The organism is Streptomyces sp. NBC_01669, from assembly GCF_026339735.1.
GTDB lineage: Bacteria > Actinomycetota > Actinomycetes > Streptomycetales > Streptomycetaceae > Streptomyces > Streptomyces yanii.
In genome coordinates this window covers 93,026-108,141 of the sequence record NZ_JAPEQG010000003.1, presented here as the reverse complement: position 1 = coordinate 108,141, position 15,116 = coordinate 93,026, and the positions used below count along the sequence as shown (strand labels likewise).

General features: G+C 68.9%; 17 protein-coding genes and 2 pseudogenes. 10 read left to right on the top strand and 9 right to left on the bottom strand.

Annotation, left to right across the window (positions count from 1 at the left end):
- Positions 1-14 precede the first annotated feature (14 nt).
- The 5 genes from OG972_RS47435 to OG972_RS47415 all read left to right on the top strand — a co-directional run bounded on the left by OG972_RS47435 (position 15) and on the right by OG972_RS47415 (position 4,600).
- On the top strand, positions 15-269 hold the full coding sequence (locus OG972_RS47435; protein WP_266993236.1) for a hypothetical protein: 255 nt from the start codon (positions 15-17) through the stop codon (positions 267-269).
- Positions 266-1,291, top strand: a complete 1,026-nt coding sequence (locus OG972_RS47430; RefSeq protein WP_266993234.1) for a proline iminopeptidase — start codon at positions 266-268, stop codon at positions 1,289-1,291. Before OG972_RS47435 ends, OG972_RS47430 begins: the two co-directional genes overlap by 4 nt.
- Positions 1,284-2,609 carry an aminopeptidase P family protein gene (locus OG972_RS47425; RefSeq protein WP_266993232.1) on the top strand — a complete coding sequence of 442 codons (1,326 nt, stop codon included), beginning with the start codon at positions 1,284-1,286 and terminating at the stop codon, positions 2,607-2,609. Before OG972_RS47430 ends, OG972_RS47425 begins: the two co-directional genes overlap by 8 nt.
- Positions 2,610-2,696: 87 nt before the next feature.
- Positions 2,697-3,602: a dihydrodipicolinate synthase family protein gene (locus tag OG972_RS47420; protein WP_266993230.1), complete on the top strand. Its 906-nt coding sequence runs from the start codon at positions 2,697-2,699 to the stop codon at positions 3,600-3,602.
- On the top strand, positions 3,599-4,600 hold the full coding sequence (locus tag OG972_RS47415) for a proline racemase family protein (RefSeq protein WP_266993228.1): 1,002 nt from the start codon (positions 3,599-3,601) through the stop codon (positions 4,598-4,600). The genes OG972_RS47420 and OG972_RS47415 overlap by 4 nt, the downstream gene beginning before the upstream one ends.
- 268 nt (positions 4,601-4,868) lie before the next feature.
- Here OG972_RS47415 and OG972_RS47410 read toward each other — a convergent pair.
- From OG972_RS47410 to OG972_RS47400, 3 genes and pseudogenes are all read right to left on the bottom strand, one after another.
- A pseudogene (locus OG972_RS47410) lies at positions 4,869-5,057 on the bottom strand (RNA-guided endonuclease TnpB family protein); the annotation flags it as partial.
- A 10-nt stretch (positions 5,058-5,067) separates the two neighbouring features.
- Entirely contained in the window at positions 5,068-6,108 is a 1,041-nt protein-coding gene (locus tag OG972_RS47405) for an alpha/beta fold hydrolase (protein ID WP_266993226.1), read from the bottom strand.
- Positions 6,041-6,706: a DUF4097 family beta strand repeat-containing protein gene (locus tag OG972_RS47400; RefSeq protein ID WP_266993224.1), complete on the bottom strand. Its 666-nt coding sequence runs from the start codon at positions 6,704-6,706 to the stop codon at positions 6,041-6,043. Before OG972_RS47400 ends, OG972_RS47405 begins: the two co-directional genes overlap by 68 nt.
- A gap of 238 nt (positions 6,707-6,944) precedes the next feature.
- Here OG972_RS47400 and OG972_RS47395 point away from each other — a divergent pair.
- From OG972_RS47395 to OG972_RS47375, 5 genes and pseudogenes are all read left to right on the top strand, one after another.
- Positions 6,945-7,151 (top strand): annotated as a pseudogene (locus OG972_RS47395) (helix-turn-helix domain-containing protein); the annotation flags it as partial.
- Positions 7,152-7,244: 93 nt separating this feature from the next.
- Entirely contained in the window at positions 7,245-7,700 is a 456-nt protein-coding gene (locus tag OG972_RS47390) for a MarR family transcriptional regulator (protein ID WP_323136010.1), read from the top strand.
- Between the two features lie 530 nt (positions 7,701-8,230).
- On the top strand, positions 8,231-8,542 hold the full coding sequence (locus OG972_RS47385) for a transposase family protein (protein WP_323135999.1): 312 nt from the start codon (positions 8,231-8,233) through the stop codon (positions 8,540-8,542).
- A 157-nt stretch (positions 8,543-8,699) separates the two neighbouring features.
- Complete coding sequence (locus OG972_RS47380; RefSeq protein WP_030976601.1) at positions 8,700-9,080, top strand: FKBP-type peptidyl-prolyl cis-trans isomerase; 381 nt, start codon at positions 8,700-8,702, stop codon at positions 9,078-9,080.
- Positions 9,081-9,300: 220 nt separating this feature from the next.
- A complete protein-coding gene (locus OG972_RS47375) occupies positions 9,301-9,615 on the top strand; it encodes a DUF4262 domain-containing protein (protein WP_266993220.1) in 315 nt (104 codons plus the stop codon).
- A 45-nt stretch (positions 9,616-9,660) separates the two neighbouring features.
- Here OG972_RS47375 and OG972_RS47370 read toward each other — a convergent pair whose 3' ends face one another.
- The 6 genes from OG972_RS47370 to OG972_RS47345 form a co-directional block, all read right to left on the bottom strand.
- The gene (locus OG972_RS47370) at positions 9,661-11,253 is read right to left on the bottom strand and encodes an ISL3 family transposase (protein ID WP_266993218.1); all 1,593 of its coding nucleotides are present in this window, start codon (positions 11,251-11,253) and stop codon (positions 9,661-9,663) included.
- Positions 11,254-11,643: 390 nt separating this feature from the next.
- On the bottom strand, positions 11,644-11,955 hold the full coding sequence (locus OG972_RS47365; RefSeq protein ID WP_266993216.1) for a hypothetical protein: 312 nt from the start codon (positions 11,953-11,955) through the stop codon (positions 11,644-11,646).
- Positions 11,952-12,476 (bottom strand): hypothetical protein, encoded by a 525-nt coding sequence (locus OG972_RS47360; RefSeq protein ID WP_266993214.1) that lies wholly within the window; start codon positions 12,474-12,476, stop codon positions 11,952-11,954. Before OG972_RS47360 ends, OG972_RS47365 begins: the two co-directional genes overlap by 4 nt.
- A gap of 29 nt (positions 12,477-12,505) precedes the next feature.
- Positions 12,506-14,146 carry an IS200/IS605 family accessory protein TnpB-related protein gene (locus OG972_RS47355; protein WP_266993212.1) on the bottom strand — a complete coding sequence of 547 codons (1,641 nt, stop codon included), beginning with the start codon at positions 14,144-14,146 and terminating at the stop codon, positions 12,506-12,508.
- Entirely contained in the window at positions 14,139-14,717 is a 579-nt protein-coding gene (locus OG972_RS47350; RefSeq protein WP_266993210.1) for an IS607 family transposase, read from the bottom strand. Before OG972_RS47350 ends, OG972_RS47355 begins: the two co-directional genes overlap by 8 nt.
- A gap of 8 nt (positions 14,718-14,725) precedes the next feature.
- Positions 14,726-15,013 (bottom strand): MerR family transcriptional regulator, encoded by a 288-nt coding sequence (locus OG972_RS47345; RefSeq protein WP_266993208.1) that lies wholly within the window; start codon positions 15,011-15,013, stop codon positions 14,726-14,728.
- Positions 15,014-15,116: the final 103 nt, after the last annotated feature.

The following is a 15,116-nucleotide window of genomic DNA, read 5'->3' as shown; positions in this document are numbered from 1 at the left end:
CGAAGGAATGCCCCATGAGGAGATCCACCGCCCTCACCGGCGTGACCGTACTCAGCACGCTGATGCTCACTGCCTGCAGCGGCGGGCCGAACGCCTCGTCCGACGGCGCCGGAGCCGGAGCCGGATCCGCGACACCGGCCACCGGCGGTACCGTCCGCTTCCTGGCCACCGCGGACTTCTCCCACCTGGACCCCGGGCTCGGCTGGGACGGCGGGGTCAACAACTTCTACCGGCTCATCTACCGCGGCCTGACCACCTTCGGTGGATGAGCGCTTTCGCGACCGCGCAGGAGGGCGCGGACTTCCTGACCTGCTTCCGCGCCGACTCGATCGTAGCGAACCACGAGCACCTGCGGCGGACCGTCTTCGGCGGGCGGCGCTGGTCCACGCTCGGGCAGTCGTACGGCGGGTTCCTGACCATAACGTATCTGTCGCAGGCGCCCGAGGGGCTCAGCGCCTGCTACGTCACGGGCGGCCTGCCCGCTCTCGAACCGTCGGCCGCCGAGGTGTACCGGCGTACGTACCCACGGGTGCAGGCGAAGAACAAGACGTTCTACCGGCGCTATCCGCAGCACGTCGCGCACGTCGCCCGGATCGCGGACCGACTGTCCGAAGGTGACGTGCGGCTGCCCGACGGCGATGTGCTGACGGTCCGTCGGCTCCAGTCGCTCGGTATCGACCTCGGCATGAAGCCGGGCCATGAGCGCCTGCACTGGCTGCTCGACGAAGCGTTCACCGAGGCTTCCGACGGGACTTCCGGCCAGGCGTCCGACAGGCACGAACTGTCGGCGACGTTCCTGCACCAGGTCCTCGCCCGAACGTCCTACAGCGACAACCCACTCTTCGCGGCGCTCCAGGAGAGCATCTACGGGTACGGCGCCGGCCCCACCGCCTGGGCGGCGCAGGGCGAGCGGGCCGGGCATCCGCAGTTCGCCGAGGACGCCAGGCCCTTGCTGTTCACCGGGGAGATGATCTACCCCTGGATGTTCGAGGAGATCGCGGAACTCCGTCCGTTCCGCGGGGCCGTCGAGCTCCTGGCCGCCCGCGAACAATGGCCGCCGCTCTACGACCCGGACCGGCTGGCCGCCAACGACGTTCCGGTCGCCGCCGCCGTCTACCACGACGACATGTACGTGGACGCGGGACTGCAACTGGACACGGCCTCCCGGGTCGGGGCCGTCCAGACCTGGGTCACCAACGAGTACGAACACGACGGCATCCGCGACGAACGGGTATTCACCCGCCTCACCGAGCTGGTGCGCGACACAGGAGGAGGAATCACCGATGCGTGACGGCAAGCCCCCGAAGCTGACCGAGATCCCCGCATTCAACACGTACATGGGCACAGGCTGGGGCACCCCCGACCGCACGCCGACCGTCGTCCCCGGCGCGGCCGAGGCAGCCGCCGACCACCGGGTTCGGCTCGCCGAAGCCCTCCCCGGCACCACCGTCGTACTGGCCGCCGGGGAGGCGCCCGTCCGCAGCAACGACACGGCGTACGACTTCCGCCCCGACAGCGACTTCTACTGGGTGACGGGGTGCGCGATCGAGAACGCGGTCGTGGTGCTGCGCTCCGGCGACGCCACGCTGTACATGCCGCCGCCCGCCCACCCCGGCGAGCAGGGCTTCTGGCGGGACGCCCGGTACGGCGAGCTGTGGGTCGGTGCCGCACCCGGCCTCGACGACTGGTCGCGGGCGCTGGGCGGCATCGACGTACGGCCCCTCTCGGAACTCCGCGAGGAGGTGACCGTCGACGAGGAGATCAGCCGGACCCTGGCCGAACTGCGCATGTACAAGGACGCATGGGAGATCGGACAGCTCCGGCGGGCCGTGGACCGCACCGTCGAGGGGTTCGCCGCGGTCGTCCGGGAGATCCCGGCCGCGATCGAGGGGCCGGGGGAACGCTGGCTGCAGGGCACCTTCGACCGGTACGCCCGCGCGTACGGGAACGGTCCCGGCTACGCGTCGATCGTCGGCAGCGGCAAGCATGCCCCGACGCTGCACTGGGTGCGCTGCGACGGGCCGGTGCTCGCTGACGAACTGCTCCTGCTCGACATGGGAGTTGAGGTCGACAGCCACTACACCGCCGACATCACGCGTACGTTCCCCGCCTCGGGGCGGTTCTCCGCCACCCAGCGACAGGTGCACGACCTCGTGGAGAAGGCTCATCGGGCCGGACTCGCCGCGGTGGGCCCCGGACGCCGGTTCACCGACTTCCACCACGCCTGTATGGAGGTGATCGCGCACGGCCTCGCCGACTGGGGGCTGCTGCCGGTCTCCGTGGACGAGGCGTTGTCCGACACCGGCCAGCACCACCGCCGCTACCTGGTGTGCGGCATCGGCCACCACCTGGGCCTGGATGTGCACGACTGCGCGCGGGCCGGCGACGAGGCGTACCAGGGCGCCGCGATGGCCCCGGGGATGGTGCTCACGGTCGAGCCCGGCCTGTACTTCCATGCGCACGACCTGACCGTTCCGCCGGAGCTGCGCGGGATCGGCGTGCGGATCGAGGACGACATCCTGGTCACCCCCGGCGGCTCCGAGGTGCTGTCCGACGCGCTGCCCTTGGACGCCTCAGGGCTTGAGAAATGGATGGCGCCCCAGGGATGACTCCCCGTGGATGACGACCAATTGAGCTCTGTGACCTTGTACTGAACCGCCCCACCACCCGCTCACGTACTGCAAGGAGACTTCAGCATGTTCAACCCCGCTACGCCCTGGCACGGTGTCCATGTCGCGACGGCTCTTCCCTTCCACGACGACCTCTCGGTCGACTACGACACGTTCGCTGAGCACGTACGGTTCCTCGCCGCGGGCGGCTGCGACGGCGTGGCGCCCAATGGTTCGCTGGGCGAGTACCAGACGCTGACCCCACAGGAGCGGGCCCGCGTCGTGGAGACTGCGGTGCAGGCAGCGCCGGCCGGGTTCGGCGTCATGCCGGGTGTCGCCGCGTACGGCGCGCCGGAGGCCTGCCGCTGGGCGGAGCAGGCCGCCGAGGCCGGCGCCACGTCCCTTCTCCTGCTGCCGCCGAACTCCTTCCGCGCCGAGCGGGCGGCCGTTCTCGGGCACTACCGCGAGGTCGCCAAGGTCGGGCTGCCGGTCGTCGCGTACAACAACCCGATCGACACCAAGGTCGACCTGACCCCCGACCTGCTCGCCGAGCTGTACCACGAGGGCACGATCGTGGGCGTCAAGGAGTTCACCGGGGACGTCCGAAGGGCTTACCAGATCGGCGAGTTGGCGGCGGGCCTGGACATTCTGGTCGGCGCCGACGACGTACTGCTCGAACTGGGTCTGGCGGGGGCGACCGGGTGGATCGCCGGGTACCCGAACCTGATCCCCGAGAGCACGGTCGAGCTCTACCGCCTGGCCACCTCCGGAGATCCCGCCGATCTGGCCAGGGCGCTTCCGGTCTACCGCGACCTGCACCCGCTTCTGCGCTGGGACTCCCAGATCGAGTTTGTCCAGTCGATCAAGCTGTCGATGGACATCGCGGGCCGCCGGGGCGGACCGTGCCGTCCGCCGCGGCTGCCGCTCGCCGCAGACCTGGTCACGCGGATCACCGCCGACACCGAGGCCGTCCTCGCGAAGGGCTACAAGTGAGGTCCCGGCGCACGTTCCACACCGTCGACTCGCACACCGAGGGCATGCCCACGCGGGTGGTCGTCGGCGGGGTGGGGACGATCCCCGGCGCGACCATGGCCGAGCGCCGCCTCCACTTCATGGAGCACAGCGACGACATCCGCACCCTGCTGATGTACGAGCCGCGCGGCCACAGCGCGATGAGCGGCGCGATCCTGCAGCCGCCGACCCGCCCCGACGCCGACTACGGCGTGCTGTTCATCGAGGTGTCCGGCCTGCTGCCGATGTGCGGCCACGGCACGATCGGGGTCGCGACCGTGCTCGTCGAGACCGGCATGGTGCCCGTCGTCGAGCCGGTGACGACGATCCGGCTCGACACGCCCGCCGGGCTGGTCGTCGCGTCCGTTGCGGTCGAGGACGGCTCGGCCACGGCGGTCACGATCGAGAACGTCCCGTCGTTCGCCTGCGCGCTCGACCAGAAGGTCGAGGTCCCCGGCCTCGGCGAGGTGGGCTACGACCTGGCGTTCGGCGGCAACTTCTACGCGATCGTCGAACTGGCCGATCTGGGGCTGCCCTTCAACCGGTCGCGCGCCGACGACCTGCTCACCGCGGGCCTCGCGATCATGGAGGCGGTGAACGAGCACGCCCCGCCCGTACATCCGGAGCGGGCCGACATCACCGGCTGCCATCACGTCTACTTGAAAGCTCCCGGATCGACCGCCGAACTGTCACGGCACGCCATGGCGATCCACCCCGGCTGGTTCGATCGCTCCCCCTGCGGTACGGGCACCAGTGCGCGGATGGCGCAGCTGCACGCACGCGGGGAACTGGAGATCGGCCGCGACTTCGTGAACGAGTCGTTCATCGGCACTCGCTTCACGGGCCGGCTCCTCGGCGAGACGACAGTCGGGACGCTCCCCGCGGTGCTGCCGTCGATCACCGGTCGGGCCTGGGTCACCGGAACCTCCCAGTTCCAGCTCGACCCGACCGACCCGTTCCCGGCCGGCTTCCTGCTCTGAACACCGGCACTGCCCAGCAGGTCCGGGTGTCAGACGGCCCCCGGGCCTGCTGGGAGCGTTGGGGCGGGGAGCCCGGGCCGGAGCCGACGGCGGGCCTGTGTCCGAGGCCAGTCCGCAGTCGCATCGGTGAGGGCCGAACCAACTGGGCGGGTGGGCTTGCGACTTCGCTGGAAGAAATGTCAAGCCGGGCGTTCCAAGGCCTCGACGATCTCGTCGTCGCCTTCGCGAGGGCGTCGGCCACGTCCACGGTGCCGAACCGCTTGCCCGAACGAAAGCGCGGATAGCCCGACGCCTCTGCGGCCTTGACCCGACGGAAGAACGCGGCGAACGCCTTGTCCAGCCGCCGCGACGTCGCCTGCTGCGAAGAGAATGACCAACGTCCCTGGCGTTCCGGGTCGAAGGCCCGGATGTCCTTGAGTTGCGCGGACTGCTGCCCGTACCGGACCGTCGTCCTGCTGGTCATGTCTTCAGCGCCCCACGCGGTCGAGGGCGGCGACCTCGCGTACGGCCTCGGCGATGGCCGGGAACTCCTTACGCAGGATCGCACCGTGGTTGCTCGCGACCTTCGCGCCGATCCGGATGTTCGGGTTGCGGGCGGTCACCGCATCGAGGCTGGTGCGTATCCGTTCCTGCTCATCGCCGCGGCTTCCGAAGGACGTCCCCGAAGCAACTACGTACCGCACCGGGACGGTGATGTTGTCCAGCACGGGGCCGAGCTCGCGCTCGCGGGAGAGTCTGCCGAGCTCGATGTTGCTGTTCGCCTGCTGTTCGGCGGTCATCCGCGGGGCCAGGCCCGTCGGGCGCAGCAGCGGCAGGAACCAGCTCATCCGCCGGAACAGCTTCCGGATCCGCTGCTCCATGGCCTCGTCGAGCCAGTCGTACGGGAACGCGCCGTCGACCAGGACCGCGCCCAAGGCACGCTCCGGATTCCGGCCGGCCCAGTGCGCCCCGACGAACGCCCCGTAGGACCAGCCCACCACCAGCGCCCGGTCCACACCCCTGGCCGCGAGAACGGCATCGACATCCCGGACGGCGGCCTCGAAGGAATAGTCCGCCGAACGCTTCGATTTCTTGCCGCGAGCCCGCTCGTCGTAGGTGATGTGCCGCCACCCCGTCCCCAATTCAGCGACAACCCGCCGCCAGTAACCCTGAGTGGCGAACTGGCCGTTGAGGTAGACCACGGGGATACCGGGACCGCCGGTGTCGGTGACGGCCAGGGCCGTATCGTCAACCGGCACCATGCCGGTCCACGTCGAATTGGTCGAGGAAGTGCTGTTCTTCGTCATGTGTTCCACCTGGTCGCGTGAGTGCGCCTTGTACGACTTCTCCAGGCCCTGCACGTGGATCGCAGGCCCCTGGGGACGGACGGCCGCGTCGTCGGCGACGACCGGCAGGATCTCGATCGCGGTGGGCTCGGACAGATAGTCCTGGTTCTGCCCTTTAGAGGCTGCGGGCGGTGATGTCGCCGTGGGAGGTAGTGGCGCGGATGTCGAGATCGGCGGTGCCATCGTTCTTGAGGGCGTTGCTGATGCGGCCGTAGCCGGTGCCGGCGTCCAGGGCGGCCGAGACGCCGGCGGCGGCAGCGACCGAAATGTCGCCGGACTGGGTCCGGAGCACGACCGTGCCGCGCACGGCCTCGGTGATCCGGATGTTGCCCCTTGCGGTGCTGATCTCCGCGGGGCCGCCCAGCCTGCCGACCTCGACGTCGCCGTCGATCGCAGTGAGGCGGACACTCGCGGCCTCATCGATCTTGATCCGGCGATACGCGCCTTCGAAGGCGACGTCGCCAAGGCGGCCGACGCCGCGGAGCTCGGAGCTGGCGGCCTTGGCCTCGATGCGGGAGCCGGCGGGCAGTTGGACGGTGACCTCCAGGGATCCGGAGGGACCGAAGAGCTGGCTCTTGGGCTCGGGGGTGTGGATCCGCAGGACGCCGTCGGCGTAGGCGACGGTGGTCTGCTCGGCGGTCTGGACGTCGCGGCTCTTGGAGGGGTTGGCGGGCAGGACCTCGACGGTGGTGTCGGCGCGGTCGGCGGCGATGAACTGGATGCGTCCGGCGGGGATGTCCAGGACGGCAGAGATCGGGGCGGGGGTGTCGAACTTCTGCATCGTGCTCTCCCGTGCTCGTTCGTTGTTTCTGACATTGGAAACGCTACGTTGCTTTCCAGACTGCCACAACACACTCGTTGCACAGAATTGACATCTATGCAGGCAGAGTCCAGGAAACCGTTGCAACGATCTCACCAGTAACGCAACGACGACCGCTCCGGTCATTGCAATGGATGAGAAGTGAACGCTATAGTGAGGGGATCAGGAACCACCACGAAGGATCACCAAGGAGATCGCGATGCCGGGAGGCAGGCTCACCCAGCAGGAACGCCAGCAGATCGCGCTGGGGCTGGCCGACAGCCTCCCCTACGCCGAGATCGCCCGACGCCTCGACCGTCCGACCTCGACGATCACGCGTGAGGTGATGCGCAACGGCGGCCCCACCGCCTACCGCGCCGACCTGGCCCACCGCGCCACCGAACGCCGCGCCCACCGGCGCAAGCCCGCCTCCTCCCGAGGGCCGGAAGCAGTCCCCCAGCCACACGGACGCAACGCCGAGGCCGTGGCCGAGTACGAGGAGACGCTCACCACCGTCCTCATGGCTTCGGGCCTGCCCAAGATGACGGCCCGGGTGCTGACCTGCCTGTTCACCACCGACGCGGGCAGCCTCACCGCGTCCCAACTCGCCCAGCGCCTCCAGGTCAGCCCGGCGTCCATCTCCAAAGCGATCGCCTTCCTGGAGAGCCAGAGCCTTGTCCGCCGAGAACGCGACGAACGCCGCCGCGACCGCTACGTCGTCGACGACGAACTCTTCTACCAGGCGACGATCGCCAGCGCCCGATCCAACGACCAGCTCGTCGAAACCGCACGCCAAGGCGTCGCCATCCTGGGCCCCCACACCCCCGCCGCCACCCGCATGGAGAACATCGCCCGCTTCCTCGACTTCATCAGCGAAAGCATCACCCGCGCCGCCGAACAGGCCCGCGAAGTCCTCCACACCAAACCCGAAACAACCTCGAACGACCCCGCCCAACCACGTCCCGACCACGGATAGACAACCGTCTCGATCATCACAGCCACGAGACGTCCAGACAGTCGATGCGAGTGGGCACAGAGCGGCCTGGCCGCCGCGCTGCGCCGCGCGGCGGAGTTGCTGAAGTCCCCCCGACCGTGCGTCCGGGCCGAGGAAGCGCAGCGTGCTGCGGCTTTGCTGCGACTTGTCCCATCCGGGACTGGTGTAGGTATGCGTGAACGAGACAAGGTCGCCCTGCACCGGCGCGTCGACCTCGCACACGCAGTGCACGACGGCGCCCGTAGAGTCCACCACCTCGCTGAGGGTCGCAGGCGGCTTCTGACTCCCGTTCTCGTGAACATCGCCTACTCGCGCGAGCGTGCGACTCCCGATCTCACGTCGAAACAACGTCGCAACTCGGTTCTGGCACAGATCTTGGGGAGCCGTTGCGGAGCGTTACCCCGACGTTCGATTGCGAGGGACTGGCTCGTGTGAGGCGGCGTACGCCTTGTCCGTTGACGTTCGGAAGTGACGCTCCCTCTGGTCTCTGCTGCGGCCGGTTGTGAGCGGTGATGGTGCTGGTCATGCAGACCGGTGCACCGTTCTGGGACTCGCTGGTGTTCGAGGGGATCGACGATGTGGACGTCGAGGCGGTTACGGCTGCGTTCGGCACGGTCGAGGTGGTGGCGAGAGGCCGCGCGGCCCGGGCGGCGTGTCCGGGCTGCGGGCGCTTCTCGGACCGAGTCCACGACCGTTATCAGCGCAGGCTGAAGGACCTTCCGTGCAGCGGGCCACGCGCCACCAGGCGACGCCCAGGGGCCATACCCGCGGACGCGGGGAGCAGGGCCCCGCCATCATCGAGTACGGGCGCAGCGTACCGATGACGTAGCACGCCCAGTCACACTGAGCATCGTGCTCCGTTGGGCTTGATGCACTCCAGGAGATCAGCGTTCACGGCAGCATGATGATCTACTGCATAGAGTGACCATGCGCCTGGCTGGTCTGTATGAGGGCTTCCGGCGGCGAGCGAATGAGGCTGCAATGAGTGAACTGACGAAGCCCGAGATCGACCTTCCGGAGGGTGACGCTCCCACCGAGCTGACAATCCGCGACCTCGTCGTCGGGGACGGGCTTGAGGCGAAGCCGGGCAGGGTTGTCCAGGTTCACTACGTCGGGGTCACCTTCGAGTCCGGAAAGGAATTTGACACCTCCTGGGACCGGGGCCAGACGTTCAAGTTCGCCGTGGGCGGTGGCAAGGTCATCAAGGGCTGGGACCGCGGGGTCAGAGGGATGAAGGTCGGCGGCCGGCGCGAGATCATCGTTCCCCCGCGCCTCGGCTACGGCAACCAGTCACCCTCGCCGTTGATCCCGGCGGGCTCGACACTCGTCTTCGTGGTGGACCTGCTCTCCGTCGCAGTCTGAGGCCTTCTGCTACCGGCCTCTCCGCCCGGAACCAAGGCCGGGCAACACCTGCAGGCCGACCGCGACACCACACCCGTGCACCCTTCACCCGCAGCCACGGACAGAGGCACGCGCCGGCAAAACACGCATCGGCTCCCGTGATCCACAAACGGCAGACACCCCGGTTGCGGGCCTGAACCTGAGCCCGGACCGCTGGCCGACGGCCGGGGTGCCGGCGGCCATGAACCCCGCGAAACGAATCATCCGCGCGGCGACCTCACGCTGCCACTTCTCGTGGTCGCCGGGTCCCGCCCCTCGATCGCCTCACCAAGTCGCGCTCAGGCAGGTCGATCTCCGCTGGTACCGGACGTTCTTCGGCCGGGCTATCGAGTTCTACCGGCTGCCTCCTTTCCCCGTGCTGCAAGTTGCGTGGCCCGACGTGGATGACCGCTTTCATTGGGAGGAACAGGCTGAAGAGAGGCATCGTGAGTCACAGCCTCAGTTGTGGCTGCCACCGAGTGAGCACCCTGTCGGGATCTGGACGACCGAACTCTGACCTCGAACGTGCCGACGAGCGGCAGAGCAACACCGCCGCGAGCAGCTACTGGAGCAGGATCATTTTGCGGAGCAGTTCGAATCCGGCTCGACCGTAGAGCTGTCTCTTGATCTTCTTGATGCGGTTCACGGCGCCCTCGATGCTGCCCGAGTTCCAGTCCAGGGTGAGCCCGGCTGTCACAGCGTCGAGGTCCCGGAGTAGGTGGAGTGCGAAGCCGGTGAGACCGGGTAGCTGGCTGGCATCGACTGCGTCGATCCAGGCAGGGAGCGTGCTGCCGAGGCGGCCGCCGAGCATCTCGCCAAAATCGTGGACGTGTGCGGCGGCCGCTTCCAGTTCGGGGCAGCGTGTCAGAACGTCTTTCAGGGCTACGCGGTCCTCCTCGTTCAGGGCGGTGGGGCGACGGGTGAGCCAGCCAGTCACCTGCCGCGCTGTCGGCGGCCGCGGCGGTGCGGCGGACGGAGCCCCGCGCAAGGTGGCGATGTGCACGCGGACCATGGCATAGGTGACGGGAGCGTGCTCGGCAACCAGCTCGCTGTGCAGTCGGGTGATGCTGGTGCATCCCTCGGCGAATCGCCGCTCCAGGTAGGGCTTGTAGGGGTCCAGCCTGCTGGACCGGGGCCGGTTCTCGCGGAAGGTCTCCTGCCAGCGTGCAGCGGCCGCGTATCGGAGCACGGTGTTGAGGCCCCAGCCCAGATGCCGGGCGATCATACGGCGTGAGTGGCCTTGGGCAAGCAGCTCGTGGACCAGGGCGTGTGCCGCCTTCTTCCGCTCGGCCCGCCGGCCGACGGGCTCCGAGTCGTCCTGCGGCCGACCGGAAGCCAGTCGGGTGGCCTCCGGCAACATGCCGCTGGGCGACGGGTTGCGCAGGCAGTCGCGGTGGTCGGCGACGCAGGTCTCCACGGCCCGGCCGAGTCCCTGCCACAGATGGAACCGGTCAGCGACCTGCAGAGCGTCCGGGGCACCGCGCCGGGCGCCCTCGGCGTAGGCGCCCGCCCGGTCACGGCAGATGATCTCCACGCCGGGGTGGCGGATCAGCCAGGCGGCCAGCGGCCCGGCTTCACGCGTCGGGAGCACATCGACCACGCGATGGTCTTCGACACTGGTCAAGACGGTGGAGTAGGTCTGGCCGCGACGAATCGCGAAGTCGTCCACACCCAGCACACGCGGAGTACTGAACCCCGGATCGGGCAACGCCATGACCCTGCGTAACAAGGTCATCCTTCCCGCACCGAAGCCCAACTGGGCAGCCAGCCGAGCGCCGGCCCGCCCCGCCAGGGCGAGCCCCACTCGCTCCAGGGCGTGGTTGAGCCGATTGGTGAACCGTGCGTGCGGGGCGGCCAGCCGGGAGAACGGCTCGGCAAACGTCCGGCGCCGCCAGTCCGCCGACCCGCAGACGAAGCGGCGGACCGTCAGCCGGATCACAAAGCCCTGATCAACGAGCGGAAGGTCCTTCAGCCTGCGCTGGTAACGGTCGTGGACTCGGTCCGAAAATCGGCCGCAGTCCGGACATGCAGCCCCGGCCGCGCGGCCTCTCGCCACCACCTCGATCGTGCCGAACGCGGCCGTGACCGCCTCGACATCCACCTCGTCGATCCCGTCGAACACCAGCGAGTCCCAGAACGATGTATCGGCCTGCATGAACAGCACCATCACCGTCCACAGCCGACCACGGCATCGACCGACAAGCGCCTGAGGGAGCGTCAATTCCGGATGTGAGGCGACAAGGCGTACGCCGTCTCACAGGAGCCAGTCCCTCGCAATCGAACATCGAGGTGACGCACTGCAATGGCTCCCCAAGATCTGTGCCAGAACCCGCAACTCACGTACATAGCCTCCCAGCCGAGCAACGCACCGGCGGCCATCGCCGCCAGGTAGAGCACGACCTGGTGGTGTTCCATCCGCTCGACCAGGCTCTGCGGTTCCTGCTGCGACACCCGAACTGTTCCTTCGTACCGTGCTGGCCGCCCCGTGGCTGCCGCGCGTTCCATCTCACAGGCCACCGTGCTCGGCCTGACCTGCGGCTCCAGCTCACCGAGCTGCCTTGCTGCCGTCCGCATCCGGGGGTGCGCCGACAGTCGGCATGCCGAGGTCGGCCCGTGCCGCGACCGTACGGCAGGCCGCCGCCCGGCGCCGCCGTCGCACCACCAGAACGCCGAGCCCGGCGGCCACGGCCAGCACCGCCAGGACGGGCATCCACAACGCACCGATCGCGGAGGTGACGCCGATACCGCCGAGGACGGCCAGGAGCGGGCCCGCGCAACACACCGCGCAGGCGGCGACCGCGGCCGCGCCGGCGCCGAGGGTCCCCCAAGGCCGAGAAGGGCGGGACGAGATGGTCATGCGGTCGCTCCGAAGAGGTCGGCCAGCATCGCGGCGGCGGACTCGGGCGCTCGCACATCCAGCTGGAGAGCGGTCGGGGTCAGATGCAGGGTGAAGTCGAAGAACGCACAGCAGCCCTGCTCCGCTGCGGCGAGGGCAGCGACCTCGCCGGCGAGCTCGGCGCCAGCGTGGAAGGAGAGGCGTACGCCATCGGGGATCTCCTCGCGTCTCTCGGCCTTGCCGACCAGCGTCCGCCACATCTCGGTGCGCTCGCCGAGTTCGGCACCGCCGAGAGTGCAGGCCACCGGGACGTCCCGCCACGACCCGGCGCCCTCGTCGAGGCGGGTCGGCGACAGCGTCACCGGCACGGGCCCGGCCGCCGGAGTGCTGGTCGCGGTACAGCCGCAGTCCGGGCCGCAGGCCCCTGCGGGCGCCGGACCCGACAGCTCTGCGTGGACTCCGGCCAGGTGGTCGGAGAACGCCCGCAGCTCGGCGATCCGGCCGTCGGTCTGCATGATCCGGTCCGCGACCAGCGGCAGCATGCACGCCCGTACAGACGCGCACACCGTTCCTAAACAGTGTCCAGGAGTGAGCCTTGTACCCACGTCCCGGAACTGCGCGCATCCCGAACGGTTTTGGATGCGCTGGTCCCCCGCGTTCTCGTTGTCTCTGTCCGGCGACGCGCATCGTGTGCACGCTCCGCGACAGGGCGGCGGGTTTCCTCACGCCCTCGGTCACCATGATCGGCCTGGACGGTCCGATGCCCAGCACCATCACTCTGGTGATGCTGGGGCGGTGCCGTCCGTCGCCGGATCGGGTGCCCGAGGGCGCGTCTGCCAATGGCCACCGAGGCGGCGTCATGGCGAGTCATGGTGCGAGTCTTGCTGATCAGGGGCTTGCGCCAGTGCTGGTCGCCCCACATCGAGGTGTATGCCGGGTCGACGGCGACGATCGCGATGCCGTGTTCGGCGGCCATGGAGACGATGCGGGCCTTGAGCTTGCCGGTGGGCATACCGGAGATGAGTTGCCGGAACCGCTTCTTGCGGCCGTGCTTCTCGCGGGTCTTCTCGGCGGCGAAGTCCAGGTTTTCGATGCCGATCGCCTGCGCGCCGGTCTGCTTGGTCCAGTGCAGGAGGCGAGTGAGGGCGTGCCGGATCTGGGCGTCGCGGTGGTCGGCGGTGCCGGACAGGTCGTAGTGGAAGCGGCGCGGGTCGCCGACCGGGTTGCCGTGCCGGTCGAGCCGGTAGGCGGCGAAGTGGTCGGCGTTCGTGTCGACGCCGACCATGCCCTCGGCGCGGGCGGTGGCCGGCGGCATCGTCTGCACGGCGGGCCTGGTCCACGAAGCGGTCAGGTACCAGCGGCCCCGCTCAACGTGGTAGTGGATGCGGTAGGCGACGGCACGGTTGGCCTCGGTGCGGTCGCGCCACTCGTCCCCACGGTGCGCGAACGCGACCTTGGAGGCAAGAACGTACCGGCCATGCTTACTGTTGGCCAGGTGGGCGAGCGGGGCGGGCATCTTGATCGACACTTCGCCGTCAGGGGTGACGCGGATCGTCTCGTTCCCGAAGCGTTTTCCGGACTCGCCGTCTGCGGCGAGGAACCAGCGCTCAGCCTCCCAACGCTGACGCCACTCGCGCTCGGTGAGCTGCGCGGCCTGAAGGTTGTGCCGGTTCTTGAACAGCCGCCGGCCGCCGCGAACGACACGGACATGTCCGGTCTTCCAGTCGTCGCGGGCCACGTCGAGGCGGTGTTCCAGGGTGGCCAGGCGGCGGGACTTGTGGAACCACTCGCCCTTGGACCGGTACCCGCCCGGCGCCCGCTTGCTGCCTTTCTCCCCGATCGGGAGGGACAGGCGGTGTCGCAGCGTGCGGATACCGGCCTCAAGGTTGTGGACATGGGCGAGCAGGCAGCGTCGGGCCAGGCCGTACTGGTCATGCGTAGCCTTCGTGATCGCACCCGCGATGCGCGACGACGACTGCTCGGTCAGGTCACGCTTGCGGGACGCCCACGCGTCGTTGTCGTGCTTGTGCCCGGCTTCGCAACGGGCCTTGAGATCGAGAGAGGCCAGGCGGCCCTGGTGCTCGCCGACCAGACGCAACACCTTCTCGTCCTTTGGCGTGAGGTGCTTGAGGCGGTCGCGTAACGCCACACCGGACGGGCCGACAGCAACGAACGGCAAGTCGATGGTACGGAGCTGCTTCTTGTCAGCCATCGGCAGCCGCCGCTTCCAGTGCCTTCCTGGCACGGTTCTTCGCACCGCGGCGGCCGTACAGGCGAGCACAGAACGAGGTCAGAACCTCCACCATGTCGCGCACCAGGTCGTCTTCGACCTCGCCGTCATCCAGCACAACGAGTCGACGGCCGGTTGCAGCCAGAGCGGCCTCAACGAGTTCGACGTTCATACGGCCCAACCGGTCTTTGTGCTCCACCACCACGGTGGTCACCGCCGGGTCGGCCAGCAGGCGACAGGCCTTGGCACGGGCGCCGTTCATGCCCGAAGCGATCTCGGATTCGACGCGCACGACCTTATGCCCGGCCTTCGCGGCCCATGCCGACAAGCGTGCGGTCTGCCGCTCCAGGTCGGCCTTCTGGTCATGGGAGGAGACGCGGGCGTACAGGCCCACGCCACCGGTCACGGACGGTGAGGTGTTCGCGTCGATGTTCACCAGGATCGTGCGCGGCCCCACTCGCTCCGCAGGGACCGGCAGCGTGCCCTCACGGAACCAGCGGTACGCAGTACGCGGGGCGACCCCCTGCGCGCGCGCCCATTCCGTCAGGTTCATACACCAGATCATACGACACTCGTGACACCTGAAGGACACTCATGGACACTTAGTCGAGAGCAGTTCCTGACCCCTTCCTCACGGATGTCCAGCAGCTCGCGGATCTCCTCCAGGGCCAGGCCCAGCAGCTTGGCCGAGGAGATGAACGCCAGGCGCTCCACCGCGTCCTCGCCGTACACCCGATACCCGGCCGGCGTGCGGTCGGCGGGCAGCAGACCGGCGTCCTCGTAGAAGCGCAGCGTCGTGGCCGGAACGCCGGAACGATCGGCCAGCTGCGAGATCCGGTAGGTCGTCATGCCACCGACGTTAAACCTTCAACTCGACTCGAAGGTCAAGCCGGAACCCGCACCGGATCAGCAATGAACCCCTCACCCGCGTACGTGTTCACCCCAGGACGCG

Coding starts and splice junctions, on each gene's coding strand:
- OG972_RS47435 (WP_266993236.1), top strand. CDS start 15: ATGAGGAGATCCACCGCCCTCACCGGCGTGACCGTACTCAGCACGCTG.
- OG972_RS47430 (WP_266993234.1), top strand. CDS start 266: ATGAGCGCTTTCGCGACCGCGCAGGAGGGCGCGGACTTCCTGACCTGC.
- OG972_RS47425 (WP_266993232.1), top strand. CDS start 1,284: ATGCGTGACGGCAAGCCCCCGAAGCTGACCGAGATCCCCGCATTCAAC.
- OG972_RS47420 (WP_266993230.1), top strand. CDS start 2,697: ATGTTCAACCCCGCTACGCCCTGGCACGGTGTCCATGTCGCGACGGCT.
- OG972_RS47405 (WP_266993226.1), bottom strand. CDS start 6,108: ATGGCACCGCCGATCTCGACATCCGCGCCACTACCTCCCACGGCGACA.
- OG972_RS47400 (WP_266993224.1), bottom strand. CDS start 6,706: ATGCAGAAGTTCGACACCCCCGCCCCGATCTCTGCCGTCCTGGACATC.
- OG972_RS47390 (WP_323136010.1), top strand. CDS start 7,245: ATGGCTTCGGGCCTGCCCAAGATGACGGCCCGGGTGCTGACCTGCCTG.
- OG972_RS47385 (WP_323135999.1), top strand. CDS start 8,231: ATGGTGCTGGTCATGCAGACCGGTGCACCGTTCTGGGACTCGCTGGTG.
- OG972_RS47380 (WP_030976601.1), top strand. CDS start 8,700: ATGAGTGAACTGACGAAGCCCGAGATCGACCTTCCGGAGGGTGACGCT.
- OG972_RS47375 (WP_266993220.1), top strand. CDS start 9,301: ATGAACCCCGCGAAACGAATCATCCGCGCGGCGACCTCACGCTGCCAC.
- OG972_RS47370 (WP_266993218.1), bottom strand. CDS start 11,253: ATGCAGGCCGATACATCGTTCTGGGACTCGCTGGTGTTCGACGGGATC.
- OG972_RS47365 (WP_266993216.1), bottom strand. CDS start 11,955: ATGACCATCTCGTCCCGCCCTTCTCGGCCTTGGGGGACCCTCGGCGCC.
- OG972_RS47360 (WP_266993214.1), bottom strand. CDS start 12,476: ATGCTGCCGCTGGTCGCGGACCGGATCATGCAGACCGACGGCCGGATC.
- OG972_RS47355 (WP_266993212.1), bottom strand. CDS start 14,146: ATGGCTGACAAGAAGCAGCTCCGTACCATCGACTTGCCGTTCGTTGCT.
- OG972_RS47350 (WP_266993210.1), bottom strand. CDS start 14,717: ATGAACCTGACGGAATGGGCGCGCGCGCAGGGGGTCGCCCCGCGTACT.
- OG972_RS47345 (WP_266993208.1), bottom strand. CDS start 15,013: ATGACGACCTACCGGATCTCGCAGCTGGCCGATCGTTCCGGCGTTCCG.